Raw genomic sequence first — 23,203 nt, 5'->3', positions numbered from 1 at the left:
CCGGGCCTGCCTCCACGCACCGAAAGCGACGGGCGCTAGCGTCGCGCCGACGCGCCGTCCTCGGTGAAATCGATGCGGATCCGGACCCAGCTTCCCACCAGGCGGCGCGTGCCGACGCGGGGCGGTATCACCAGGAACTGCCACGCCGCCTGAGTCATCGCGTTGGCCAGCCCAAGGCCGACAGGCGATTCGCCGATCGCGCGACAATCCTGGACATGGTAATTCTCGACCGTGCGGCACGCGATGGTCGCCCAGCCGCCGGGGGGCGGACGCCGCCGCAGGTAGAAGGACAGCTGCGCATCTGTCGGCTCGCGGTACCAGTCGGCATCGTACAGCCGCTGTCCGCCCGCGGAGGCACCCGGGCCGGCCACCGCCACGGCGCCCTCGCCGTCCCCGGCGCTGGCGGAGGTATCGGCGCTTCCGGTTGGTCCATCCTCGGCCGATCGGCTCCGTTTGGGAACGGTTCCCAGATCGAAATTCTCGCGCATATACGCCCACTCCGTCGGCTGGGTGGCGGGCGCGGGCGTGGGAACCGGTGGCGGGGGCGGCGCCGGGCTGCGTGGTGCGGCGGCCTGGGCGGGGCGCTCCGCCGATCGCGCCTTGCGTCGCTGTTCGGCGTGGCGGGTCGTGTCGGGCGCCTCGGCGCGATCGGGCAGGATCTCGAAACTGGTCTGTTCGCGCGCCTGTGGCGGCGTGTCGAGCGATGGCGCCATGCGCAGCAGCAGCCACACCAGCAACAGGTGCGCGGCCACGGTCAGGCCGAGGGACACCGCGCGCCGGCTGGATGGGGATCGGTCGCCCGGCGAGGGCAGAAGATACGCCGAACGCATGGTTCGCGCCTATATCCACGCACGGCGGACGGCAACATGACAGGTGGGTGACGTTGCCTCGCTTGACGCTCGCGCGCCCGCGACCTAGCGCGCCGCCATGGCCGTTCTTCCCATCGTCGAGATCCCCGATCCCCGCCTCCGCCTGATCTCCAGCCCCGTGGAACAGGTCGATTACGAGGTCCGCACCCTCGTCTCCGACATGATGGAGACGATGTACGCCGCGCACGGCATCGGCCTGGCCGCGATCCAGGTCGGCGTGGCGCGCCGGGTCGTGGTCATCGACCTGCAGGAGCAGCAGGACGAGGAGGGCAAGCCGATCCGCGATCCGCGCGCCTACATCAATCCCGAGGTGCTCGACGCATCGGAGGACGTGTCCGTGTACAACGAGGGCTGCCTGTCGATCCCGGACCAATATGCGGAGGTGGCGCGTCCCGTCAGCTGTCGCGTCCGCTGGCTGGACGAACAGGGCGCGACGCATGAGGAGGACATGGACGGCCTGCTCGCGACCTGCATGCAGCATGAGATCGATCACCTGAACGGCGTGCTGTTCATCGACCATATCTCTCGCCTGAAGCGGTCGATGCTGCTCAAGAAGCTGGACAAGCAGCGCAAGGTCGCCTGACCCCGCACCACGCTCGGGCGTTCACGAAGGGGCTGTCCTACGCCGTGCGTTCGGTCTATGTTCCGGATGCAGGGTGACGTTTCGCCCATGTGATGAAGCGGCGTAAGATTTTTGCGCGTTGCCGTGAACTTCGTAAACTTCGGGAGCGGGCGTGGTCGAACTTCTTCTGGTGGCGGTGCTGGCGCTGGCCGCCGGATTGCTGGTCGGCTGGCTGGTCGCCGGCAGGCGTCAGGGTGCCCTGGCCAGTGAACTTGCGGTCGCGCGCACCCGTGCCGCCGATGCGGAGTTGGTCCGCCAGGCGCGCGATGCGGTGGAGCGGGAGCGCAACGACGCGTTGCAGGAACTCGCCGGCCTTCGCGCACAGGCAGCTCAGCTCGGCGAGGCGCATGTTGGTTTGTCGGAGCAACTCGGTGTGGCTCAGGCCGAACTGCGCGACCTGGCCGCGCTGAAGGCGCAATCGGCCGCGCGCGAGGAGGCGCATCAGGCGACGCTGCGCCAGTTGCACGACGCGCGCGAGGCGATGAACGCACATTTCGGTGCGGCCGCGGCCAAGGCGCTGGAGGGTGCGCAGGCGCAGTTCCTGGAGCGTGCGCAGGCCCGGTTCACCGAGTCGGAAAAGCTTCAGGGGCAGCGTTTGTCCGCGTTGTTGCAGCCCGTGAACGAGCGCCTGCAACGCTATGAGGATGGCGTGCGCAAGGTCGAGGACGAACGCCGCTCCGCCTTTGGCGAGTTGAAGGGCCAGATCGAGGCGATGCGCGTCGGGCAGGAGCGGGTGTCCGGCGAGGCGGCGAAGCTGGTCAACGCGCTACGCAACGCGCCCAAGGCCCGCGGGCGCTGGGGCGAGCAGCAGTTGCGCAACGTGCTGGAAAGCTGTGGCCTGTCCGAACACGCTGATTTCCAGACCGAGGTGAGCGTGTCGGGCGAGGGCGGCGAACGGCTGCGTCCCGACGCGATCATCCGGGTGCCCGGCGGCAAGTCGCTGGTGATCGATGCCAAGGTGTCGCTGAATGCCTATCAGGATGCGTTCGGTGCGGTCGATGAGGCGGAGCGCCAGGCGGGGCTGAACGCCCACGCCGCTTCCATGCGGGCGCACGTCAACGGGCTGGGCGCCAAGGCGTATTGGAACCAGTTCGCCGATGCGCCGGATTACGTCATCATGTTCGTGCCGGGAGAGCATTTCCTGTCGGCGGCGCTGGAGCATGACGCGGGGCTGTGGGATTATGCCTTTGAGCGGAAGGTGCTGCTGGCGACACCTACCAACCTGATCGCAATCGCGCGCACGGTGGCGGCGGTCTGGCGGCAGGAACTGCTCGCCAGCCAGGCGCGCGAGATCGGCACGCTGGGCAAGGAATTATACCAGCGCCTGTGCGTCATGGGCGGACATGTCGCCAAACTGGGCAAGAACCTGGACACCGCGATGGGTGCCTACAACGCGTTCGTCGGCAGCCTGGAAAGCCAGGTGCTGACCAGCGCCCGCCGCTTCGAGGGACTGAACATCGACACCGGCGGCAAGTCGCTGGACGCCCTGCCGGTCGGCGAACAGGCACCGCGTCCGCTGACGAAGCTGACCGTCGAGGCGCGGGATGTCGCGGGTATTCCGATGCCGGCGATTGCGGGTGGGGACGTAGCGCGAAGCGAGGAGAGCGATGGATGAAGCGCATGCACGCAGGGGATCTGATCGTGGATCGTGACGGACAGGTCGGCGGCATGATCGGCGGCGACGTCATCATACGTGGCGGCGCGAACGTCGTTCTGGACGCGATGGTGGGCGGTGACGTGATCGTGGAGGACGGCCACGCCCGGGTGCGCGGCATGGTCGCGGGGCGGGTGATCGGGTCGGCCGATATCGATGCGATGGTCGGCGGCTGACCTGCTCCTACGCCAAGCTCCCCAAGGCGCCGTTCGGCATCATCAGGGTTGGGAGCAGCCCTTCAACTTCGGGCGTTAGCTCAGCAACCCATCGGCCATGACAGTCTTCGCCATGACTGCCGCTGGTCATCACCCCTGGCGCTGCTGCCCCAGTACCTCATAGGCCATGACGGCCGTCGCCACCGCCGCGTTCAGGCTGTCCGCCTTTCCGAGCATGGGAATTTTGACCAGCAAGTCGCAAGCCGCGGCGTATTCATCGGGCATGCCCTGCGCCTCGTTGCCAGTCAGCAGGAACGTGGGCGCGGCGTACCGCGCGGATCGATAGTCATGAGCCGTATCCAGGCTCAGCCCGACAAGCTGCCCCGGCCCTGCGCGCAGCCAGTCCAGGAAAGGCGCCCATTCGCTCCGCACCACGGGCACTGTGAACAACGCGCCCATGCTCGCGCGGACGGCCTCCACCGAAAACGGATCGACGCATTCGCCGATCAGGATCAACCCGCCGGCCCCGACCGCGTCGCCCGTACGCAGGATCGTGCCCAGATTGCCCGGATCGCGCAGCCGCTCCGCCACCAGCCATATGCCGGATGCGCCACGATCCAAATCGGCCAAAATGCCGCCGAACTCGTCGAACACCCCGACTACGGCCTGCGGATTGTCCTTGCCCGACAGCTTGGACAGGATGTCGGGCGTGGTCTGGATCGCCTCACCGCCGCTATCCTCGACTGTGACGACCAGTTCTCGGACTAACGGATGTCCGGCACTGGCCGCGGCGAAGAACAACAGGCGTGGCAAGCGGCCGGTGTCGCGTGCCTCGGTCAGGATGCGCAGCCCCTCGGCCAGGAACTGACCCGCCGCGCGGCGATGGCGCTTGTCGCGCAGGTCGCGCACCTGCTTGATGAGCGGGTTGGAAAAGGCTGTGATCTCGCGGGGCATGATTAGGCTCAGGCGCAAATCGGACCGATCAGTCCTCGCCGAATTTCGCTTCCACCAAATCGACCAAGGCGCCCACCGCGCCTTCCGCGCCGGTTCCGGTCGCACTGATCGTAATGCTGTCACCCATCGCGGCACCCAGCATCATCAGGCCCATGATGGAGGTGCCGGTGACCGAGCTGCCGTCCTTTTCCACGCGCACCTCGACCGGCTGGGTGGAGGCCAACGTCACGAATTTCGCGGACGCACGGGCGTGGAGGCCACGCCGGTTGGTGACCAGCACGGTGCGCTGGATCTCGCTCATGCCGCGGCCTCACCCAATACTTCGGACGCGACCGAGATGTACTTGCGGCCAGCCTCCCGTGCGGCGGCCACCGCCTCGACGACCTTCATCGACTTGCGCGCTGAGCCCAGGCGAATCAGCATGGGAAGGTTCATGCCCGCGATCACCTCCACCCGGCCGCGCTCCATCAGGGAAATGGCAAGATTGGAGGGCGTACCCCCGAACAGGTCGGTGAGGACGATCACGCCGCGCCCCGCATCGACGCGCGCGATCGCCGCCGCGATGTCGGCGCGGCGCTCCTCCATGTCGTCCTCTGGCCCAATGGCGATCGTGGCGACACCTTCCTGAGGGCCCACCACATGCACCATCGCGGTCACGAACTCGTCGGCGAGATGACCGTGAGTCACCAGAACAAGGCCGATCATCAGGCAAGCAATCCAGTCATCTGCCCGCAGGCGTCCCTTCCAGCGATGGGGCCTGGGCCACCAGATCGCGATGGGTCATCGTGGGCGAAAAACCCTTGCGACGCAACCATGCCGCGATGCGATCGGCCACATGGACGGACCGGTGTTTCCCTCCGGTACAACCGATCGCGACGGTAACATACGCCTTGCCCTCCGCCTGGTAGCGGGGAAGCAGCAGCGCGAGCAGATCCTCGATCCGCGAGATCGCCGGTTCGTAGGCCGGATCCTCGATGATATAGGCGGCAACGCTGGGGTCGAGCCCGGTACGGGGCCGCAGCTCCGCAACCCAATGCGGATTGCGCAGGAAGCGCATGTCGAACACCAGGTCGGCGTTGCGCGGCAATCCGCGCGAGAAGCCGAAGCTCATTACCGACAGGGTGGAGGCGCGGCCTCCACCGAAGCCGTCGCGGACCAGCTGGGCCAGCTGATTCGCTTTCAGGTCCGTGGTGTCGATCAGCCGGTCGGCCCAGTCTCGCAGCGGTTGCAGCATCTCCCGTTCCCGCGCGATGCCGTCCGCAACGGGCCGGTCGGGGGCGAGGGGATGGCGGCGGCGCGTCTCGCTATAGCGGCGTTCGATTTCCTCCGTGGCGCAGTCGAGGAACAGGGTGCCGATGTCGAGGCCGGTGGACCGCTCCAATTCCCGCACGTGCGCGATGATGGAGGTGGTGTCGAAATCGCGGGTCCGGGACCCGAGACCGATCGCGATCCGCTTGCTCGCCGTGCCACTGCCCGCGTCCGGCGGCGTGGCGCGCAGCAACTGGTCGATCAGGCCGAGCGGCAGGTTGTCGACCACTTCCCAGCCCTGATCCTCCAACGTTTTCAGCACGGTCACACGCCCGGCGCCGGAAAGGCCGGTCACCAGCAGGATATCGGGCGGTTGCATCAGCCGGCGCGTCCCAGTTCGATCGAAAGGGTCCTCATCGCCAGCTCGACCTTCAGCGCAGCGGAGGCGGGCCTCGCATCCAGCATCATCGTCGGACAGGCAAGGTCGAAAAGCGCTCGACTGGCGGGTTCGGGCATGCGCTCCACGGTGTCGCAAAGCGTGACCAGCAGGGCGACCGGGGCGGCCGGGACATGCGGCATCTCGACGATCCCGAGCCCGCGCACCTCGATCCGTCCGGCGACGTTGGGCGGGACACTGGCGATCAGCCGGTCTCCATCGCGGTGCAGTCGTGTGTAATCGTCGCTGACGAGCGTCGCGCCCCTGTCGATCAGCCTCAGCGCCAAGTCGGATTTGCCGATACCGGACGGCCCCTCAAACAGTACCGCAACCCCACCGATCGTGACGCTGGTGGCGTGAAGGGTCAGCTGCGTCACAGTCACCGGCCGCCACGTGGTCCGGCGCGCGGCAGGCGAACCACGAAGCGTGCGCCGCTGATACGATCTTCGCGGGATTCGACCATGATGGTGCCGCCATGCCCCTCCACGATCGCCCGCGCAATGGCGAGGCCTAGGCCGGAATGCTGACCGAACGTCTCGGTCGCCGGGCGGACGGAATGGAAGCGTCCGAACACCGCCTCCCGCGCATCCTCCGGAACGCCCGGACCCTCGTCCTCTACCCGTACCTCCACATCGTCCGCCCGGGCGACGGCGGTGATCGCGACCAGGCCGCCATCGGGGGAGAAGGATTGCGCGTTGTCGATCAGGTTCTCAAACACCCGCTCCAGCCTTGTGCCTTCGCCGTTGACGACCAGAGGCGTCTGTCCAGGCGCGTCGAAGCGCAGGCGGGTGTCGCGTTCCAGTCCACGGGTGACGCGCTGGGTCACGAGGCCATCGAGCAGCGCCGACAGGTCGATCGGCTCGAACTTGGCCCGGCTGAGCTGCGCGTCGAGGCGAGATGCTTCCGAAATGTCGGTGATCAGACGATCGAGTCGTCGGACATCGTCATGGACGATGGTGAGCAAGCGTGCGCGCAACTCCGGGTCCTGCACCCTGCCCAAGCCATCCACCGCGGAGCGAAGGGAGGCGAGGGGGTTCTTCAGCTCATGGGTGACGTCGGCCGCGAATGCCTCCGTCGCATCGATGCGTGCTCTGAGCGCCAGGCTCATGTCGGACAAAGCGCGCGCCAGCATGCCGATCTCGTCGCGCCGGTCGGGCAGGCGGGGAACCACCACCTCGCGCGCGCGGCCCAGGCGGACCCTGACCGCGGCACGGGCGAGGCGCCGGATCGGGCGGACGATGGTGCGCGCCAGGAAGAGCGAGAGGAGGACCGACACCAGCGTGGTGACCAGCAGCACGACGCTCAGACGGAACCGCTCCACCCTCACCGTCTGCGTCACGTCGCGGGCATTGACCGTGGTCATCAACGCTCCGCCGGTTGTCAGCGGAGCCGCGGCGGTGACGACGGGTGTACGGTCGGGTGCGCGCCAGACGGTCGCAGAGGTGGCGCCTTTCAGCGAGGCCGCGACATCCGGCCACGCGGCGCCATCGCGGCGTTCGCGATACAGCGGCGCCCGCACCGCGCCGACCACCGTGTCGATGCCCGCGTCGAGCAACCGTGCGATGCGCTGGCCATTGTCGTCCTTGTCCGGATCGATCAGCACCATGTTGCGGATGCCGAGCTGGCGGCTGTCGGCCAGCAGCCGCGCCTGTCGATCGTACAGGCGCACGCGCGTGCCGCTGTCCCGCGCCAGCCGCTGGATCAGGGCGTCGCGGCCGTCGCCGTTTGTCGCGTCTAGCGCCTCGGCCAACAATCGCGCCTCCCGCATCGCCTGATCGGCGCGGCTGTCGAGGATGCGCGTCCGGTAGGAATCGAGGTAGAAGAACCCGCCGGCGAGCAGCAGAAGCGCGATGATGTTGATCGCCAGGATGCGCTGGGTCAGCGAAACCTGTCCGGACCACCGCACCGCCAGATCGCGGCCGACATCCTTCAGCTCATTCCTCAGAGAATCGGTAGCCGGCGCCATACAATGTCTCGATGGCGTCGAATTCCGGATCGATGCCCCGGAATTTGCGCCGCAGTCGCTTGATGTGACTGTCGACGGTGCGATCGTCGACATAGATGTCCTCTGAATAGGCCGCGTCCATCAGCTGGTTACGCGTCTTCACGATGCCGGGCCGCTGGGCCAGCGCCTCCAGGATCAGGAACTCCGTCACGGTCAGCGTCACGGGCTCGTCCTTCCAGGTCGTGCGGTGCCGGGCAGGATCCATGATCAGCGCCCCACGCACCAGCGTTCCCGCCGGCTGGCCGCCCGGCTCGGTCGCAGGGGTCGGCTCCGCCCGCCGGAGGATGGCGCGGACGCGGGCGATGAGCAGCCGCTGGCTGAACGGTTTGGCGATATAGTCGTCGGCGCCCATGGCGAGGCCCAGCGCCTCGTCCAACTCGTCATCCTTGCTGGTCAGGAAGATGACGGGCATCTGGCTCTTCTCGCGCAGGCGGCGGAGCAGTTCCAGCCCGTCCATGTGCGGCATCTTGATGTCGAAGATGCCGAGGTCGGGGGGATTGTCGACAATCGCCTTCAACGCGGTTTCCGCGTCGGAATAGACGCGCGTTGTGAACCCCTCCGTCTGCAGGGCGATCGACACGGAGGTCAGGATGTTGCGGTCGTCGTCGACCAGCGCGATGGTGGCGGGCATACCGCATGTTCCTATGCTGCTGACCGGCGGGGTAAGGCAAGGGCGCGCCCGGCTCAACCGTCCGCAGGTCACAACGCAACACCGGCGCACCCCTAGCGCTCAGGCAGGGTGTTGGTTACATGGCCCGCCACTTGCTCCACACCATTGCTCCCTTGCAGGATTCGGCACCCCCATGGACATCCGCCTCGGCCTGACCTTCGACGACGTGCTCCTCGTTCCGGGCGCGAGCGACGTGCTGCCCAGCACAGCCGACACGCGCACGCGCGTGACGCGGGGCATATCGCTCAACATCCCGGTGCTTTCGGCCGCCATGGACACGGTGACGGAAGCCGACATGGCGATCGTGATGGCGCAGCTGGGCGGCATCGGTGTGTTGCACCGGAACCTGACCGTGGAGGAACAGGCGGACGCGGTTCGCGCGGTCAAGCGGTTCGAGAGCGGCATGGTCGTGAACCCGATCACCATCGCGCCGCATGCTTCGCTGGCCGATGCCCAGGCGCTGATGGCCCGGCATCGCATCAGCGGCATTCCGGTGGTGGAGGCGGATGGCCGGCTCGTCGGCATCCTGACGCACCGCGACGTGCGGTTCGCGGAGAACCCGGGCCAGCCGGTGTCCGAGCTGATGACCCACGACAATCTCGCCACCGTGTCGACGGGTGTCGGTCAGGAAGAGGCGCGGCGGCTGCTTCACCAGCGGCGAATCGAAAAGTTGCTGGTGGTCGACGACGCGTATCGCTGCGTCGGCCTGATCACGGTCAAGGACATCGAAAAGGCGGTCACCTATCCCGACGCGACCAAGGATGCGGCCGGTCGTCTTCGCGTCGCGGCGGCGACGACTGTCGGCGACAAGGGATTTGCCCGGACCGAGGCCCTGGTCGACGCCGAATGCGACCTGATCGTCATCGACACCGCACATGGCCACAACAGCGATGTCGCCAAGGCGGTCGAGCGGGTGAAGCGCCTGTCTAACACCGTTCAGGTCGTCGCCGGCAACGTCGCGACGGCGGAGGCGACGCGTGCGCTGACCGATGCCGGTGCGGACGGGGTCAAGGTCGGGATCGGGCCCGGCTCGATCTGCACCACGCGTGTCGTGGCGGGTGTCGGCGTGCCCCAGCTGACGGCGGTGATGGACTGCGCGGAGGAGGGCCACCGGCACGGCGTCCCCGTGATCGCCGATGGCGGCCTGCGCACCTCCGGCGACCTCGCCAAGGCGCTGGCAGCGGGCGCGTCGACGTGCATGGTCGGATCGTTGCTCGCGGGGACCGAGGAAGCGCCGGGTGAGACGTTCCTGTACCAGGGTCGCGCGTACAAATCCTATCGCGGCATGGGATCGGTCGGTGCGATGGGACGTGGCTCCGCCGATCGCTACTTCCAGGGCGACATTAAGGACCAGATGAAGCTGGTGCCGGAGGGCATCGAGGGTCAGGTCGCGTTCAAGGGGCCGGCGAGGGAGGTGATCCACCAGCTCGTCGGCGGGATCAAGGCGGCGATGGGCTATACCGGGTCCGCCACGGTCGAGGACCTGCGCCAGCGCGCGCGTTTCGTGCAGATCACCGGCGCCGGCTTGAAGGAAAGCCATGTGCATGACGTCACGATCACGCGCGAGGCGCCCAATTACCCGACCCGCTGAGCGATGACACCCGCTGCCCGTGTTCAAGCCGCGATCGAGCTTCTCGACGACATCATCGCCGCGGCCTCCGGCGGGGGCGCGGCGGCCGACACGCTGATCGGACGCTATTTCGCCGCGCGCCGCTATGCCGGGTCGAAGGACCGGCGGGCGGTGCGCGAACTCGTCTATCGCGCAATCCGGCACAGCGGCGAGGCTCCACCGAGCGGGCGTGCGGTGATGGTCGCCCTTGCCGATGCCGATCCCGGTTTGGCGTCCAGCTTCGATGGCTCGGCGCATGGGCCTGAGCCGATCATCGCCAATGAACCCCGCGCGGTTGCCGGCGTAGTGCCAGCGTGGCTGGAGAAGGCGATGGTCCGATCGGGCTTGTCGGCGGATGCCATGGCTGCGCTGGTCGGGCGCGCGCCCCTCGACCTGCGGGTCAATCGCCTGAAGGCAGAGCGTGAGCCATTGTTGCGGGAGATCGAGGGCGCTGCTGCCGTGCCCGGTCTGCCGAACGCCATGCGGCTTGCCACCGGCACCGCGGTGGAGCAGCTGCCGATGATGGTCGATGGCTTGGCCGAGATACAGGACGCCGGCAGCCAGGCCGTGACGCTTGCGGTTCCGGCCGAGCCCGGGGCAGTCATCGTGGACTTGTGTGCCGGCGCCGGAGGCAAGACGTTGGCGCTGGCTGCGGCGATGGAGGATTGGGGGCGGCTGATCGCCTGTGACACCGATCGTGCACGCTTGTCGCGGCTTGCCCCGCGAGCGGAGGGTGCGGGGGTCAGCATTGCCGAGATCCGGCTGCTCGACCCCAATCGCGAAACCGACCGGCTGACCGATCTTGCCGGCGCGGCTGATGCGGTGTTGGTGGACGCGCCCTGTTCGGGCACGGGGACGTGGCGGCGCAATCCGGAGGCGCGTTGGCGGCTCAATCCGGCACGTCTCGAGCGGCTGGTCCAGACGCAGCGCCGGCTGCTCGACCTGGCCGCCATGCTCGTCAGGCCGGGCGGCGTGCTGGTGCATGTCGTCTGCTCGCTGCTGGATGAGGAGGGCAGCGACCAGGTCGAAACATTCCTTGCCGCACATGCGGGCTGGGCGGTGGAGGTGCCGGTTCTGCCGCTCGGCCGGCCGCACGGGCATGGGGTGCGGATGGATCCCCTGAACGACGATACGGACGGGTTTTTTGTCGCACGCCTGCGGGCACCGTGATACGCGGTGCGGGTGCCTCCGGTGGAGTTCTTGATGCGCGTATCTTCCGTCGCCCTTGCCGCCACGCTGGCTGTGGTGTGCATGTCGACATCGCTGAGCGGCCAGAAGCCTGACGATCAGATCGATGCGCGGTCGATGCAATTGCTGAACCAGGGAAAGGCGGCACGCGCGGCCGGTGACGTGGACGGGGCGACCGACCTTATCGAGACCGCCGCCGCGGTCGACCCGCGCAATCGTGGCGCGTTCGTCACCTTGGCCCAAATCGCGGACTCGCGCGGACTGCCCGGCAAGGCCATCCGGCTGTACCGTGAGGCGCTGTTGCTGGAGCCGAACGACCTGTCGGCGCTGAGCGGGCAGGGTGAAGCGCTGGTGCAGAAGGGTGCGGTCAACCTCGCCCGCCAGAACCTGGCAAAGATCCGCAAGCTCTGCAAAACGACGTGTGGCGAGGCGACCGAATTGTCGGCCGCCATTGCGAAGGGGCCGCCGGTCACGACGGCTCAGGTCGAGAAGAAGCTGACCGCTACGCCCGAATAGCGCGGGCGGCCGCGACGAAGTCGGCGACCGTCAACGTTTCCGCACGTCGGGTCGCGTCGATGCCGACCGTGTCCAGCGCGGCAAGCGCACCGGGCATCGCCTTCAAGCTTTGACGCAGCATCTTGCGTCGTTGACCAAAGGCGGCCGCGGTCAGCCGTTCCAGCGTCGCCACCTCGACGCCCTCCGGCGCGGCAGTCGGCGCGATCGCCACCACCGCGGACATCACCTTTGGCGGCGGGGTAAAGGCGGAGCGGTGGACCGGCATCGCGATCCGCGCCGTGCTGCGCCACTGGGCCAGCACCGCTAGCCGTCCGTAAGCCGATGATCCGGGCGCGGCGACGATCCGTTCCGCCACCTCCTTCTGGAACATCAGGGTCAGCGATTGCCACCACGGCTGCCACGCGCCGCTCAGCCACCCGACCAGCAGCGCGGTGCCGACGTTATAGGGCAGATTAGCGACGATGTGCGGACGCCCGGTGAACAAGGTCGGCGCGTCGACCGCCAGCGCATCGCCTTCGATCAGGCGCAGCCGCCCCGGAAAGGCGGCGCTCAGTTCCTCGAGCGCCGGGATGCACCTCGCGTCCCGCTCGATGGCGGTAACCCGTGCGCCCGCCGCCAGCAGGGCACGCGTCAGACCGCCCGGACCGGGGCCGACCTCCAGCACCTCCGCATCGTTCAGGTCGCCGGGGATGGCAGCGATCCGCGCGAGCAGCTGACCGTCGAACAGGAAGTTCTGCCCCAACGCCTTGCTCGCCGACAGGCCGTGGCGTGCGATCACGTCCCGCAGGGGAGGCAACGGAGCGGTCGGCTCCATCTTCAGCAGGACAGGCTGGCGGCGCGGAAGATGCTCGCCTGTTGCGCCATGGCGATCGCCGCGATCATTGCGCCGGGATGCGCTTCGTTCCGGCCGGCGATGCCGAACGCGGTGCCGTGGTCGGGCGAGGTCCGCACGATCGGCAGGCCGAGCGTGATGTTGACGCCTTCGTCGAAGTGCAGCGTCTTGAGCGGCACCAGCGCCTGGTCGTGGTACGCGCAAAGAGCGACGTCATACTCACGACGGGCGCGGGCGTGGAACAGGGTGTCGGCCGCAAACGGGCCGCGCGCGTCGATCCCTTCCTCGCGCAACTGGCGCAGAGCGGGTTCGATCACCTGGATCTCCTCCCGCCCGATCGCGCCGCCCTCGCCCGCATGGGGGTTGAACCCTGCGAACGCGAGGCGCGGCGCCTCGATGCCGAAGTTGCGGACCAGGCCGCGCGCGGTCGCCCGTGTCTTTGCGACGATCAGGTCGACAGTGAGCAGGGACGACACGGCGGCGAGAGGGACGTGGGTGGTGATCGGCACGACACGCAGGCTGGGTCCGGCCAGCATCATCACGGCGTTCTCACCGGCCACGCCGCACCGCTCCGCAACGAACTCTGTCTGGCCCGGATGGGTGAAGCCAGCGCCGTAAAGCTGCGCCTTGGACACAGGGCCGGTGACCAGCGCTGATGCGGCACCCGAGCGAACCAGGCCCGCCGCCAGCTCCAGCGCGTGAAGGGCGCAACGCGCGCCTTCGATATCGGGCTGGCCTGGCGTGATGTCGCCCGCATCCTCCACCTGCAACACCGGTAGCGCGTCGGCAAAGGTGCCCGCGACGTCCTCAAGCCCCCCGACTGTTCGGACCGGTCCGTCCCAGACGCGCGCGAGCGCGCGGACATCGCCGATCGCCACGAACGGCGGCAGCGATGCCTCATGACGGGCAGACCAGGCCTTTGCGATGATCTCCGGTCCGATCCCGGCCGGATCGCCCATGGAAATCGCGAGGGGTGCGGTCATCGCACCGGCCTCGTCAGCGATATTCCACCACGGCGTCGCGACGCAGGTCGCGCAGCTTCTGATCGGCGCGCAGGTTCACCCGCTGCTGCTCCAGCTGGTTCTGGACCTGATCGGCACCGGGCAGGCTGGCCACGCGGGCGTCGTCGCGGCCGCAGATCACGAGCGTGCGCACGCCCTGTTCCGGAGAGCCGAACGGCGGTGTCGCCTCACCGACCTGAAGCTTCAACATGATGTCCTGCAACTGCGGCGGCAGGTCGCGGATGCGGATCGTGTCGTTGTCGACCACGTCTGCGTCGATCGCGGCCGCGACCTTCTCCACGCTGCCGCACCCGCGCAGCGACTGGATCGCCTTGGCAAAGGCGGCGGTACGAGCCGACGCCTCGGCAGAGGAGACGCCCGAGGGGAAGCGGACGGTCATCTGCTTCAGGCTGAGCCGCGCATCGCGTGGGTCGACCGCGCCGACGCGACGCTTGTCAGTCAGGTACAGCAACGAGTAGCCGCCGGGAACCTCGACCGGTCCGGCGACCTGCCCGACCTGCATGCTCTGCAGGGCATTGGACAAGGCGTCCGGCAGCTGCGACGCACGCACCCAGCCGAGATCGCCGTTCACCGCCCGCGTCGATGCCTCCGAGAAGCGTCGCGCGAAATACTCAAATGGCTGTTGCCCCTTTTGGATTTCGGCCACGATCTGGCGCATGTTGCCGATCACCTGCTGGGAATTGCCCGGCTGAGCGGAGAGGTAGATCTCCTTAACCGCGAATTCCTCCTGGCCCTGCGACTGCTTCAGCCGGTCGAGCACCGACTGCACTTCCTCGTCGCCGACGTTGATGAACGGCTCCACCCGCTTGCGGAGGTAGCGCTGCCACGCGAGGCCGCCCTCGATCTGGCGGCGGAGGGAGCGTTCCGAGCTGCCTGCCTTGCGCAGCGATGCGCGGAATTCCTCCGGGCTTTGCCGAAAGCGCGCCGCGACCCCGTTGAAGCTCTGGTTCAACTCGTTGGTGGTGACGGTGATGTCGGCGGTCTTCGCCTCCTGGATCTGGAGCGTCTCGTCGATCAACTGGCGCAGGACCTGAAGCTTCAGCGCGTTGCGGTCGCCGCCGGGCACCTCGCCGTCATTGGCCATCAGGATCAGGGCGGTGCGCTGGTCGACGTCGGTGCCGGTGATGACGGAATCGTTGACGATAGCGGTCGGCTTGCGGACGTTGGGGTCCACCTTGCCAAAGATCTGCAGGTTCTGCGGCAGGTCCAGATTGGTTTCGGGCACACTCTTGTCGGTGACCGTCTGGGCGCCGCCCGATGCCGTCAGCGCGACGGTCGCAACCATGCCGATCGCGGCGCGTACGAAACTGTGATTCACTGCTTGTCCAACCTCAAAAGTGCGGCGCTGTAGAACGAGCCATGGTTGCCGCAGATTAGCTGAACCCGGGCTTAGCGGCCGAGGTTGGTGAATGCCAGCGTCAACAGGAAGCTGTTGCCTCGCCGGGCGTCGCCGGTGTTGTTGTAGTCGCGACGCCAGGTCAGGCCCGCCTTCAGGCAATCGTCCTCATATTGGACGCCCAGCCGATGCCGGACCGGATCGAAGCCGTCGGCGACGGAGAACGGATCTTCCGCCTTGTTCGTCAGGTCGATCACCATGGAGCCGAAAGCGGACCAGAACCGGGCGAACTGAACCCGCCCGGCGACACGCGCCTCCTCCCGGTCCTGAAGATCCTCGATGGTCGGATAGATGTTGCGGTCGAGGCGCAGATAACCGAGCAGCACATAGGTGCCGCGCGATCCGATGGTGGCATCCACCTCGTTCCGCCGGACCGCTAGGTCGTTCTTGTCGAGCCGGTACCGGTGGGTGATCGACACGAAATCGCGAAACCGCAATTCCGTCCGCCCGACGATGTCGGAAAAGCGATCGGACAGGCCCGTGCCCTCGTAGAGGATCGTCGGGCGCTCATCCAGGCGATAGCTTTGCCCGACCGTGGCATTGACAGTCAGGCCCGGCAGGTCGAGCGCATATTCCAGGCCGTATGTCGCGCGCGACGAGTCCTCGAACCGGTCGTACCCTGGGAAGCGGTTGAGCGAGAACAGGTTCGAGTCCTCCAGGTCGACCGCCCGCGAGTCTTCGTTCGGAACCGCAGTGTTGCTGAGCCGGGGGGATGCCACGATCTGCAGCCGGGGCGTCACACGCTGTGCGCCCCCCAGGAAGCTGCCGACGAACGGCCAGCGCATGTCCACCGCCAACGCGCCGATTGCCCGGCCCCGGAACCCCTCGCGCCCGCGATACACGATCGGTGAGGTCAGCGTGTCGTCGGTGTTGTAGAGATCGCCGCGGGCGAAGGCGGTGAACGTCACCTCCTGACCCAGCGTCGTCAGCTTGCGCAGGTCCCAGCGCAGGCTGGCAAAGGCGCGCTGTGTGTCCTGGCCATCCCAGCGGGTGATCGCCAGCGAGTTGATCTGTGCCGTCACGCGGCCGCCGAGCAGTCCCTCGTCGAAGCGGCGGCGATAGTCGATCTCGGGCAAGGCGATCGGCTGAAGCCCCTGACGGTCGTTCAGGCGCAGCGTCTGCACGAACCAGCCGTTCAGCGAGAAGTAGCTGTCCGCGTCGATCCGCTCCACGCTGAGGTTGCTGCGCAGGCGATCGTCGCGCGAAATGTCGTAGCGCCGCAGGAAGGTGCGGTCGGTTGCGATACGGAGCGATCCGGAGATGCTCCAGTTCGGGTCCACCTGGTACCGCGTGATCCCGTCGAGGTAGCCGCGAAACGCCTCCTCGGTGCTGAGCGTGGTGCCCGTGCTGGTCAGGTCGTCGCTGCGGCGGCTGACAGTGGCATAGCCGGTCAGCCGGAACGCGCCCGTATCCCCTAGTGCAGCATATTCAGCCTGAACCATCGGCAGCGAGCCGGAGAAGACGTGCGGGGTCACGGTCAGGTACCGGTTGGGACCGAACCCGAAGTAGTAAGGGACAGCCGCCTCGATCCCGTTCACGCGATCATAGCGGATGTCGGGGGAAAGCAGGCCGTTGCCGCCAGATCCACCCACCGGGTGGGAAAAGCGGGGCAGGGGAATGGTCGGCAGCCCGAACAGGTTGATTTGGGCATGGTCGTAATAGACCCGTCCGCGTTCCGGCCGATAGGTCACCCGTACCGCCGTGATCTTCCACGTCGGCTCCTTCGGGCACCCGGCGCCCGTCGTCACGGCGCAGGGCGTGTACGCCGCGTGAGTCAGGTTGACGGTGCCATCGTCCTGTCGGGTGCCGCGTTCGGCGGCCAGGCGGCCACCCTTCGACAGCACGACCAGCATGTTGTCGACCACGCCGTCCTTTAGCGTATCGGTCAGCTCGATCGTATTGCCATAGGCAACGTCGCCCTGAGGGTTGATGACCGCGATGTTGCCGCTTGCGACGACCCGGCCGGTCTTGCGGTTCCAGACAACCTTGTCTGCGCGAAGCCGCTCGTCCTCGCGCTGCATGCGCACTTCACCCGTCACAGTGACCGTGTCGGAGTCGGTGTCATATTCGAGCGTGTTGGAGCTGAAACGGATCTGGTCTTCGCCCGCAGCGGCGGGAGCGGCGTCGGCGGGTGCCACTTCGGGGGCGACGGGCAGCGGTGCCGGTCGGGTCTGAAGGTCCTGCGCGGCCAGCGGCGCCGCCATCAGCAGCGCAAGGGACAGGCCGCAGCCCGCAAGCAGATTGCAACGCAGCACGAGCCTGTGGTCCCACCCTTGTCATCGAACAGGCCAGCATCGCGGTGTGCGAGGCCGACGGCAATGCCTATTGCACCCGTCGCCTGTCGGTGCAACGCGCCGCTTTGCCATCGCCGATGATCGTTCCTACATCTGCGGCACCGAAATTCTCTATCCAAGGTTCGTCCATGCAGATCGACTTCGTTGCCGGCACCACCGACGCCGCCATCCTCGCCATTCCCGTGCTGAAGGACGGGATGGGCCAGATCGGCTGGAACGAACTGGATGCCGGGGCATCGGGCGTGGCCGAGGCGGCGGCAAAGGCGGCGCGGTTCTCTGGCGATGCGGGCAGCACCGTCGATGTGTTCGTTGGCGGCGAAGCGACGCGGCGCCTGATCCTGCTGGGCGTCGGCAGCGGCGATGAAGAGGGATGGGCCAAGGCGGGCGGGGCGCTGACCGCGAAGTTGCTGTCCTCCGGCGCGGAAGAGGTTGCGGTGGACTGCAGCCGTGTTGCGGCGGCACCGTCTGCGAAGGCGGTGGCGCGCTTTGCGGCGGCGGCGGCGCAGCGGGCGTGGCGGTTCGACCAGTACCGCACCAAGATGGCCGACGACGCGCGTCCGACCTTGCACCGGATCGCGATCGCCGGTGCAACGGCGGGCACGGAGGAAGCATGGGCGGCGCAGTCGGCGGTGACGGACGGCATGGCGCTGACCCGCCAGCTGGTCAGTGAGCCGCCTAACATTCTGTACCCCGAGACCTTCGTCGAGCAGGTCCTGGCCAGCGTCGATGGCCTCGGGCTGGACGTCACCGTCCTGGACGAGGCGGCGATGCGCGAGTTGGGCATGGGTTCGCTGCTCGGCGTCAGTCAGGGTTCGGCGCGGGAGGGCCGGTTGCTGGCGTTGAAGTGGAACGGCGCGGGCGAGGGCGACCCTGCCGTGGCGCTGGTCGGCAAGGGCGTCACGTTCGACACCGGGGGCATCTCCATCAAGCCATCGGCCGGCATGGAGGACATGAAGTGGGACATGGGCGGCGCGGGCGCGGTGGCCGGCGCGATGAAGGCGCTGGCGCTGCGCAAGGCGAAAGCCAACGTCATCGGCGTCATGGGCCTGGTCGAGAACATGCCCGACGGCAACGCGACGCGGCCGGGTGACGTGCTGACCTCCATGTCCGGTCAGACCATCGAGGTGCTGAACACCGACGCGGAGGGACGACTGGTCCTTGCCGATGCGATCACCTGGGTGCAGCGGACCCACCATGTCGGGACGATTGTCGACCTTGCGACGCTGACCGGCGCGATGATCGTCAGCCTGGGCAACGAATATGGCGGCCTGTTCTCCAATACCGACGAACTGGCCAGACAGCTGGAGGCGTCGGGGCTGGCGACCGGCGACAAGCTTTGGCGTTTTCCGTTGTCGCCCGTTTACGACAAGATGATCGACTCGCAGATCGCCGACATGAAGAACATCGGTGGCAAGGGCGCGGGATCGATCACGGCCGCGCAGTTCATCCAGCGCTTCATCGAAGATGGCGTGCGCTGGGCGCACCTTGATATCGCCGGCATGGTCTGGTCGGACAAGCCGGGTACGCATCACGACAAGGGTGCGACCGGATATGGCGTGCGCCTGCTCGACCGCTTCGTCGCCGAAGCGTTCGAGGCCTGACGGTCGGAGGTGGCGGTGCAGGTCGATTTCTACCATCTGACCGTCACGCCGCTGGCGCGTGCGCTGCCGCAGATCGCCGAAAAGGTGGTGGCGAGCGGCGCACGCCTGTTGATCGTGTCGGGCGACGCGGAGCAACGCACCGCGATCGACCGGCTGCTGTGGAGCTACACGCCGGACAGCTTCCTGCCGCATGCGCAGATCGGGGCTTGCGATGACACGGTCCAGCTGGTCTTGATCGCCGGCGACGTGAACGCTGCCAATCGCGCGCGGCACATCGCGCTGATCGATGGCCTGTGGCGTGACGAGGCGTTGGATTTCGACCGCGCCTTTCACTTCTTCGACGAGGAGGCGATCCGCGCAGCGCGTGGCGCCTGGAAAGGCCTGGGCGAGAGGGAAGGTGTGGAGCGCCGTTATTGGAAGCAGAACGACGCCGGGCGCTGGGAACAGGCAGCCTGACGGGACACTCGGACGCGCCGCTGCGCCTTGCATCGTGCCATGCCGCCGCCTAGAGGCCGGCCACTTTCATACCTTCATCACCAGCAGGAGCCCGTGACCATCATGGCCGCGAACCGTACCTTTTCGATCATCAAGCCCGACGCCACGCGTCGCAATCTGACCGGCGCGGTGACCCGCATGCTGGAAGAGGCCGGGCTGCGCGTCGTCGCGTCCAAGCGCATCCAGATGAGCCGCGAGCAGGCCGAAGGCTTCTACGCGGTGCACAAGGAGCGGCCGTTCTTCAACGATCTGGTCACCTTCATGATCTCCGGGCCCGTCGTCGTACAGGTGCTGGAGGGCGAGGACGCCGTGAAGCGCAACCGCGACATCATGGGCGCGACCAACCCGGCGAACGCAGACGCCGGCACGATCCGCAAGGAACTGGCCGAATCGATCGAGGCGAATTCGGTTCACGGGTCCGACTCCGACGAGAATGCCGCGACCGAAATCGCGTTCTTCTTCAAGCCCGAAGAGATCGTCGGCTAACATGACCAAGTGGCGGCTGCGGAGGGCTTCGGTCGACGATGCTCCCGCGGCCGCCCTGATCGCCGGCGCGTCCTTTCTGGAGACGTTCGCCGGTGTGCTGCGTGGCGCGGACATCGTCGCTCATGTGGAGGCGAAATCATCGCCGGCGGTGTTCGCCGCATGGGCTCATGACGACCGATGCGTGGTGACGCTGGTCGAGCATCAATCGGGCGCGGCGCCGATCGGCTATTCCGTGCTGACGCCGCCAGACTTCCCGATCGCTATGCACGCGCGCGATATCGAGCTGCGCCGCATCTATGTTCTGTCACGCTTTCACGGCGCGGGGCTCGGTCCGGCGCTGATGACGCGCGCGGTCGCTGATGCGCAGGCGATGGGTATGTCGCGCCTGCTGCTCGGCGTGTTGAGCACGAACACGCGCGCGCGTGCCTTTTACGAGAAGCAGGGGTTCAGCTTGTGCGGTGAGCGCAGGTTCAAGGTCGGGGGCAGCTGGTTCGACGACGTGGTCTATGGCCGCGATCTCTAGTCGCAACGCGTATCAGGGATGGGTCCATAGCCGATCGATCGCGGCCTGATCGCCGCCCCGGCGGCGCAGGCGCAGGCCCTCCAGACGCAGCGCCCGCCCCCTTAGCACGCGGCCCTCTGTCCGCCAGATCACGTCGTACACGTCGCGCGCCTGACGTTGTGCGTCGCCGTCCAGCCAGCGCGTCGTCACCAGGACCGCCAGGCGTCCCTCGCGGCTGTCGGAACCGCCATCGGTGAGTTCCAGCAGCTTGTCCTGAAATGGGCGGGCGTCGAGGATAGGGTCCGCTACAGGCTCCTGCCGAGTCGCGCCGAGCGCATGCGGGAAGTCGATGGTGATCGACTGGAGTTCGTGTCGGTCGTCCTTCAGCAGCAGCTGCCGGCCGCCATCCTGCACCGTGGCTGACAAGTCGACGCGCGCATCGGCCTTTGTCGCGGCGGCCACTGTCGCAGCCTTGTCGGCCGCAGCATCACGACGTTCCGACCAGCTATTCCATGCGCCGAGTCCGGCGATCACCACGCCCGCGACCGCCACCAGTTCCGCCAGCGTGACCCAGCGGCGGCGCGTGCGAGCCTGATCTGCATTTTCGCTCATCGACCGCCCGCCTCCAGCAAGGCGGCAGGGGCGGCAAGTTCCCAGGCACGGACGACACGCTCTTCCAGCGCGGTCCAGTCCGAGTCGTCACCGACGCTCACGGCAACCCACTGGTCCGTGGGGGCAGATTGGCCTGACTCCGCCACCCCCCGATCGTCCGCCGCGGCGCGCAGGCGAACGCTCACGTCGCCAGCGGCGTTATCGTGCAGAAGTTCGGCGAACGGCTTGTCGCCGACGAGGAAGCGGGTGCGCGCCACCTCGGTACGCTCCTCGACGTCGGGCAAGGACTGGACGATATCGCGCAGGCGGAGAAGGGCGGGGTGATCGGTCATGTGCCTCACATACTCTGCCAGCACGCGCGGATATAGCCGGTGTTCCTGTTCAAGCACGCGTTCGGCAAGGATATCCGGCGTATCACCGGGACGGATCGGCACCTCGGCCTGACCGAGCAGAGCGCCGCCGTCCAACTCTTCGTTGACGATATGGACGGAGCATCCGGCAACTGTATCCCCGGCGGCGATCGCCCGCGCGTGCGTGTCCAAACCCTTGTACTTCGGCAGCAAGGACGGATGAATGTTGATGATGCGGTTCCGCCAACGCTCGACAAAGGCGTCGGAGACCAGGCGCATGTAACCGGCCAGCGCGATCACGCGTGCGCCTGATGCTTTCAGGGCATCGTCCAGGGCGGCCTCGAACGCTGCCTTCCCTATCCCCTTGGGCGCAAGTGCGAAGGTGTCGATACCCTCGGCCCTTGCCCATGTCAGGCCGGCTGCGTCGGGCCGATCGCTCGCGACCAGTACGATCCGAAATGGGCAGTTTGTTTGCCGCGACGCCTGCACAAGCGCGCGCATGTTGGAGCCGCGACCCGACAGCAGCACCGCGACGGGTACGCGTTCAGCCATTATGAGTCGCGGTCCATTCGGCCTTCGCGCTCCACGTCCCGGCACTGCCACGCACGGTGCAGCCACGCGGCCCGGCCTGAACCTGCCCGATCTGGTGAACCGTCTCGCCCGCCGACTTGAGGGCGGAGGTGACATCGGCTGCCTGAGTCGGTGCGGTCACGACGGCCATGCCGATGCCGGCGTTGAAGGTGCGGGCCATCTCGTTCGGCTCGATGCCGCCCTGACCTTGCAGGAACGCCATCAGTCGCGGCAGTTCCCACGCGTCCGCGTCGATCACCGCGTGGTTGCCGTCCGGCAGGACGCGCGGGATGTTCTCCAGCAGTCCGCCGCCCGTGATATGCGCCAGACCCTTGATCTTGCCGTCCCGCAGCAGCGGCAGCAGGCTGGCGACATAGATGCGCGTCGGCGCCATCAGATGATCGATCAGCAAACGATCCTGATCGAACAAGGCGGGACGGTCCAATTTCCACCCCTTGTCCGCCGCCAGCCGTCGCACCAGCGAAAAGCCATTGGAATGAACGCCGGACGAAGCGAGGCCGAGGATCACGTCGCCGGGCGCGATCGTTGCGCCGGTGACCAGCCTGTCGCGCTCCACCGCGCCCACGCAGAAGCCGGCGAGATCGTAATCACCCTCCGCATACATGCCGGGCATTTCCGCGGTCTCGCCGCCGATCAGCGCGCATCCGGCCTGTCGGCACCCTTCCGCGATGGAGGCGACCACGCGTTCTGCCACGGCATTGTCGAGGCGACCAGTCGCGAAATAATCGAGGAAGAACAGCGGCTCCGCGCCCTGCACGATCAGGTCGTTGGCACACATTGCGACCAGGTCAATGCCGACGCCGGCGTGCCGATCCCACTCGATGGCCAGCTTCAACTTCGTACCGACGCCGTCATTCGCCGCGACCAGCAGCGGGTCGACGAACCCGGCCGCCTTCAGGTCGAACAAGCCGCCAAAGCCGCCCAGATCAGCGTCCGCGCCGGGGCGACGGGTCGATCGGGCAAGCGGCGCGATGGCCCGCACCAGTGCGTTGCCCGTCGCGATCGACACGCCGGCATCGGCATAGGTGTAGGATTGCGGGGTCGGGGCGCTCGGGGCGGGGGTCTGGTCGGCCATGCCGACGCTGCTAGCCACATC

The 23,203-nt window shown here is 67.4% G+C and carries 24 protein-coding genes and 1 pseudogene; 10 read left to right on the top strand and 15 right to left on the bottom strand.

All coding sequences use genetic code 11. The features are described 5' to 3' along the window. Positions 1 to 35: 35 nt before the first annotated feature. Positions 36 to 830 (bottom strand): hypothetical protein, encoded by a 795-nt coding sequence (locus BMX37_RS04060; protein WP_093664124.1) that lies wholly within the window; start codon positions 828 to 830, stop codon positions 36 to 38. Positions 831 to 927: 97 nt separating this feature from the next. Here BMX37_RS04060 and def point away from each other — a divergent pair, with 97 nt between their 5' ends. From def to BMX37_RS04045, 3 genes are all read left to right on the top strand, one after another. Next, the gene (gene def / locus BMX37_RS04055; RefSeq protein ID WP_093664123.1) at positions 928 to 1,452 is read left to right on the top strand and encodes a peptide deformylase; all 525 of its coding nucleotides are present in this window, start codon (positions 928 to 930) and stop codon (positions 1,450 to 1,452) included. Between the two features lie 151 nt (positions 1,453 to 1,603). Next, entirely contained in the window at positions 1,604 to 3,106 is a 1,503-nt protein-coding gene (locus BMX37_RS04050) for a DNA recombination protein RmuC (protein ID WP_093664122.1), read from the top strand. Further along, positions 3,103 to 3,321 carry a hypothetical protein gene (locus tag BMX37_RS04045; RefSeq protein ID WP_093664121.1) on the top strand — a complete coding sequence of 73 codons (219 nt, stop codon included), beginning with the start codon at positions 3,103 to 3,105 and terminating at the stop codon, positions 3,319 to 3,321. The genes BMX37_RS04050 and BMX37_RS04045 overlap by 4 nt, the downstream gene beginning before the upstream one ends. Before the next feature lie 129 nt (positions 3,322 to 3,450). Here BMX37_RS04045 and BMX37_RS04040 read toward each other — a convergent pair whose 3' ends face one another. Genes BMX37_RS04040 through BMX37_RS04010 form a run of 7 tightly spaced genes read right to left on the bottom strand, consistent with a single transcriptional unit; the run spans position 3,451 to position 8,574 of the window. Next, positions 3,451 to 4,254, bottom strand: coding sequence for a TrmH family RNA methyltransferase (locus BMX37_RS04040; RefSeq protein ID WP_093664120.1), 804 nt, complete (start codon positions 4,252 to 4,254; stop codon positions 3,451 to 3,453). Between the two features lie 28 nt (positions 4,255 to 4,282). Beyond that, a complete protein-coding gene (locus BMX37_RS04035; RefSeq protein ID WP_093664119.1) occupies positions 4,283 to 4,555 on the bottom strand; it encodes an HPr family phosphocarrier protein in 273 nt (90 codons plus the stop codon). Then, positions 4,552 to 4,959 (bottom strand): PTS sugar transporter subunit IIA, encoded by a 408-nt coding sequence (locus BMX37_RS04030; RefSeq protein WP_093664118.1) that lies wholly within the window; start codon positions 4,957 to 4,959, stop codon positions 4,552 to 4,554. Before BMX37_RS04030 ends, BMX37_RS04035 begins: the two co-directional genes overlap by 4 nt. A 16-nt stretch (positions 4,960 to 4,975) precedes the next feature. Then, entirely contained in the window at positions 4,976 to 5,881 is a 906-nt protein-coding gene (rapZ, locus tag BMX37_RS04025; RefSeq protein ID WP_093664117.1) for an RNase adapter RapZ, read from the bottom strand. Continuing rightward, the gene (locus BMX37_RS04020; RefSeq protein WP_212611390.1) at positions 5,881 to 6,315 is read right to left on the bottom strand and encodes an HPr kinase/phosphorylase; all 435 of its coding nucleotides are present in this window, start codon (positions 6,313 to 6,315) and stop codon (positions 5,881 to 5,883) included. The genes rapZ and BMX37_RS04020 overlap by 1 nt, the downstream gene beginning before the upstream one ends. Positions 6,316 to 6,317: 2 nt before the next feature. Further along, the gene (locus tag BMX37_RS04015) at positions 6,318 to 7,904 is read right to left on the bottom strand and encodes a sensor histidine kinase (protein ID WP_093664115.1); all 1,587 of its coding nucleotides are present in this window, start codon (positions 7,902 to 7,904) and stop codon (positions 6,318 to 6,320) included. After that, entirely contained in the window at positions 7,873 to 8,574 is a 702-nt protein-coding gene (locus BMX37_RS04010; RefSeq protein ID WP_093664114.1) for a response regulator transcription factor, read from the bottom strand. Before BMX37_RS04010 ends, BMX37_RS04015 begins: the two co-directional genes overlap by 32 nt. A gap of 172 nt (positions 8,575 to 8,746) precedes the next feature. Here BMX37_RS04010 and guaB point away from each other — a divergent pair, with 172 nt between their 5' ends. The 3 genes from guaB to BMX37_RS03995 are packed head-to-tail and all read left to right on the top strand — an operon-like array spanning position 8,747 to position 11,926. After that, a complete protein-coding gene (gene guaB, locus BMX37_RS04005) occupies positions 8,747 to 10,204 on the top strand; it encodes an IMP dehydrogenase (protein WP_093664113.1) in 1,458 nt (485 codons plus the stop codon). A gap of 3 nt (positions 10,205 to 10,207) precedes the next feature. Then, positions 10,208 to 11,392, top strand: coding sequence for an RsmB/NOP family class I SAM-dependent RNA methyltransferase (locus BMX37_RS04000; RefSeq protein WP_093664112.1), 1,185 nt, complete (start codon positions 10,208 to 10,210; stop codon positions 11,390 to 11,392). Between the two features lie 33 nt (positions 11,393 to 11,425). Further along, positions 11,426 to 11,926, top strand: a complete 501-nt coding sequence (locus BMX37_RS03995; protein ID WP_170841818.1) for a tetratricopeptide repeat protein — start codon at positions 11,426 to 11,428, stop codon at positions 11,924 to 11,926. On the opposite strand, the gene rsmA is transcribed toward BMX37_RS03995, so the two are convergent. From rsmA to BMX37_RS03975, 4 genes are all read right to left on the bottom strand, one after another. Further along, on the bottom strand, positions 11,913 to 12,740 hold the full coding sequence (gene rsmA, locus BMX37_RS03990; RefSeq protein WP_093664110.1) for a 16S rRNA (adenine(1518)-N(6)/adenine(1519)-N(6))-dimethyltransferase RsmA: 828 nt from the start codon (positions 12,738 to 12,740) through the stop codon (positions 11,913 to 11,915). The genes BMX37_RS03995 and rsmA overlap by 14 nt on opposite strands. Positions 12,741 to 12,742: 2 nt before the next feature. Continuing rightward, positions 12,743 to 13,741, bottom strand: coding sequence for a 4-hydroxythreonine-4-phosphate dehydrogenase PdxA (gene pdxA, locus BMX37_RS03985; RefSeq protein WP_093664109.1), 999 nt, complete (start codon positions 13,739 to 13,741; stop codon positions 12,743 to 12,745). A gap of 13 nt (positions 13,742 to 13,754) precedes the next feature. After that, positions 13,755 to 15,098, bottom strand: a complete 1,344-nt coding sequence (locus BMX37_RS03980; RefSeq protein ID WP_244501366.1) for a peptidylprolyl isomerase — start codon at positions 15,096 to 15,098, stop codon at positions 13,755 to 13,757. A 71-nt stretch (positions 15,099 to 15,169) separates the two neighbouring features. Continuing rightward, a complete protein-coding gene (locus tag BMX37_RS03975; RefSeq protein WP_093664108.1) occupies positions 15,170 to 17,431 on the bottom strand; it encodes an LPS-assembly protein LptD in 2,262 nt (753 codons plus the stop codon). 167 nt (positions 17,432 to 17,598) lie between these two features. Here BMX37_RS03975 and BMX37_RS03970 point away from each other — a divergent pair, with 167 nt between their 5' ends. From BMX37_RS03970 to BMX37_RS03955, 4 genes are all read left to right on the top strand, one after another. After that, positions 17,599 to 19,071, top strand: a complete 1,473-nt coding sequence (locus BMX37_RS03970; protein WP_093664107.1) for a leucyl aminopeptidase — start codon at positions 17,599 to 17,601, stop codon at positions 19,069 to 19,071. 15 nt (positions 19,072 to 19,086) lie between these two features. Beyond that, positions 19,087 to 19,527, top strand: a complete 441-nt coding sequence (locus tag BMX37_RS03965) for a DNA polymerase III subunit chi (RefSeq protein WP_093664292.1) — start codon at positions 19,087 to 19,089, stop codon at positions 19,525 to 19,527. Between the two features lie 102 nt (positions 19,528 to 19,629). After that, entirely contained in the window at positions 19,630 to 20,052 is a 423-nt protein-coding gene (gene ndk, locus BMX37_RS03960; RefSeq protein WP_093664291.1) for a nucleoside-diphosphate kinase, read from the top strand. 1 nt (position 20,053) lies between these two features. Beyond that, positions 20,054 to 20,575: a GNAT family N-acetyltransferase gene (locus BMX37_RS03955; protein WP_093664106.1), complete on the top strand. Its 522-nt coding sequence runs from the start codon at positions 20,054 to 20,056 to the stop codon at positions 20,573 to 20,575. A gap of 12 nt (positions 20,576 to 20,587) precedes the next feature. Here the strand turns inward: BMX37_RS03955 and BMX37_RS03950 are convergent, their stop codons facing one another. The 3 genes and pseudogenes from BMX37_RS03950 to purM all read right to left on the bottom strand — a co-directional run bounded on the left by BMX37_RS03950 (position 20,588) and on the right by purM (position 23,182). Next, on the bottom strand, positions 20,588 to 21,166 hold the full coding sequence (locus BMX37_RS03950; RefSeq protein ID WP_093664105.1) for a hypothetical protein: 579 nt from the start codon (positions 21,164 to 21,166) through the stop codon (positions 20,588 to 20,590). A gap of 338 nt (positions 21,167 to 21,504) precedes the next feature. Continuing rightward, a pseudogene (gene purN / locus BMX37_RS19415) lies at positions 21,505 to 22,068 on the bottom strand (phosphoribosylglycinamide formyltransferase); the annotation flags it as partial. Then, positions 22,061 to 23,182 (bottom strand): phosphoribosylformylglycinamidine cyclo-ligase, encoded by a 1,122-nt coding sequence (purM, locus tag BMX37_RS03940; RefSeq protein ID WP_093664103.1) that lies wholly within the window; start codon positions 23,180 to 23,182, stop codon positions 22,061 to 22,063. The gene purM and the pseudogene purN, both read right to left, overlap by 8 nt. Positions 23,183 to 23,203: the final 21 nt, after the last annotated feature.

The sequence above is a fragment of the Sphingomonas gellani genome, from assembly GCF_900110035.1.
GTDB classification, from domain to species: Bacteria; Pseudomonadota; Alphaproteobacteria; order Sphingomonadales; family Sphingomonadaceae; genus Sphingomonas; species Sphingomonas gellani.
This window is presented reverse-complemented; position numbering and strand designations above follow the sequence as displayed.

Excerpts from the sequence above, each read along its gene's own strand:
- BMX37_RS04060 (WP_093664124.1), bottom strand. The coding sequence starts at position 830 with ATGCGTTCGGCGTATCTTCTGCCCTCGCCGGGCGACCGATCCCCATCC.
- def (WP_093664123.1), top strand. The coding sequence starts at position 928 with ATGGCCGTTCTTCCCATCGTCGAGATCCCCGATCCCCGCCTCCGCCTG.
- BMX37_RS04045 (WP_093664121.1), top strand. The coding sequence starts at position 3,103 with ATGAAGCGCATGCACGCAGGGGATCTGATCGTGGATCGTGACGGACAG.
- BMX37_RS04040 (WP_093664120.1), bottom strand. The coding sequence starts at position 4,254 with ATGCCCCGCGAGATCACAGCCTTTTCCAACCCGCTCATCAAGCAGGTG.
- BMX37_RS04035 (WP_093664119.1), bottom strand. The coding sequence starts at position 4,555 with ATGAGCGAGATCCAGCGCACCGTGCTGGTCACCAACCGGCGTGGCCTC.
- BMX37_RS04030 (WP_093664118.1), bottom strand. The coding sequence starts at position 4,959 with ATGATCGGCCTTGTTCTGGTGACTCACGGTCATCTCGCCGACGAGTTC.
- rapZ (WP_093664117.1), bottom strand. The coding sequence starts at position 5,881 with ATGCAACCGCCCGATATCCTGCTGGTGACCGGCCTTTCCGGCGCCGGG.
- BMX37_RS04015 (WP_093664115.1), bottom strand. The coding sequence starts at position 7,904 with ATGGCGCCGGCTACCGATTCTCTGAGGAATGAGCTGAAGGATGTCGGC.
- BMX37_RS04010 (WP_093664114.1), bottom strand. The coding sequence starts at position 8,574 with ATGCCCGCCACCATCGCGCTGGTCGACGACGACCGCAACATCCTGACC.
- guaB (WP_093664113.1), top strand. The coding sequence starts at position 8,747 with ATGGACATCCGCCTCGGCCTGACCTTCGACGACGTGCTCCTCGTTCCG.
- BMX37_RS04000 (WP_093664112.1), top strand. The coding sequence starts at position 10,208 with ATGACACCCGCTGCCCGTGTTCAAGCCGCGATCGAGCTTCTCGACGAC.
- BMX37_RS03995 (WP_170841818.1), top strand. The coding sequence starts at position 11,426 with ATGCGCGTATCTTCCGTCGCCCTTGCCGCCACGCTGGCTGTGGTGTGC.
- rsmA (WP_093664110.1), bottom strand. The coding sequence starts at position 12,740 with ATGGAGCCGACCGCTCCGTTGCCTCCCCTGCGGGACGTGATCGCACGC.
- pdxA (WP_093664109.1), bottom strand. The coding sequence starts at position 13,741 with ATGACCGCACCCCTCGCGATTTCCATGGGCGATCCGGCCGGGATCGGA.
- BMX37_RS03970 (WP_093664107.1), top strand. The coding sequence starts at position 17,599 with ATGCAGATCGACTTCGTTGCCGGCACCACCGACGCCGCCATCCTCGCC.
- ndk (WP_093664291.1), top strand. The coding sequence starts at position 19,630 with ATGGCCGCGAACCGTACCTTTTCGATCATCAAGCCCGACGCCACGCGT.
- BMX37_RS03955 (WP_093664106.1), top strand. The coding sequence starts at position 20,054 with ATGACCAAGTGGCGGCTGCGGAGGGCTTCGGTCGACGATGCTCCCGCG.
- BMX37_RS03950 (WP_093664105.1), bottom strand. The coding sequence starts at position 21,166 with ATGAGCGAAAATGCAGATCAGGCTCGCACGCGCCGCCGCTGGGTCACG.
- purM (WP_093664103.1), bottom strand. The coding sequence starts at position 23,182 with ATGGCCGACCAGACCCCCGCCCCGAGCGCCCCGACCCCGCAATCCTAC.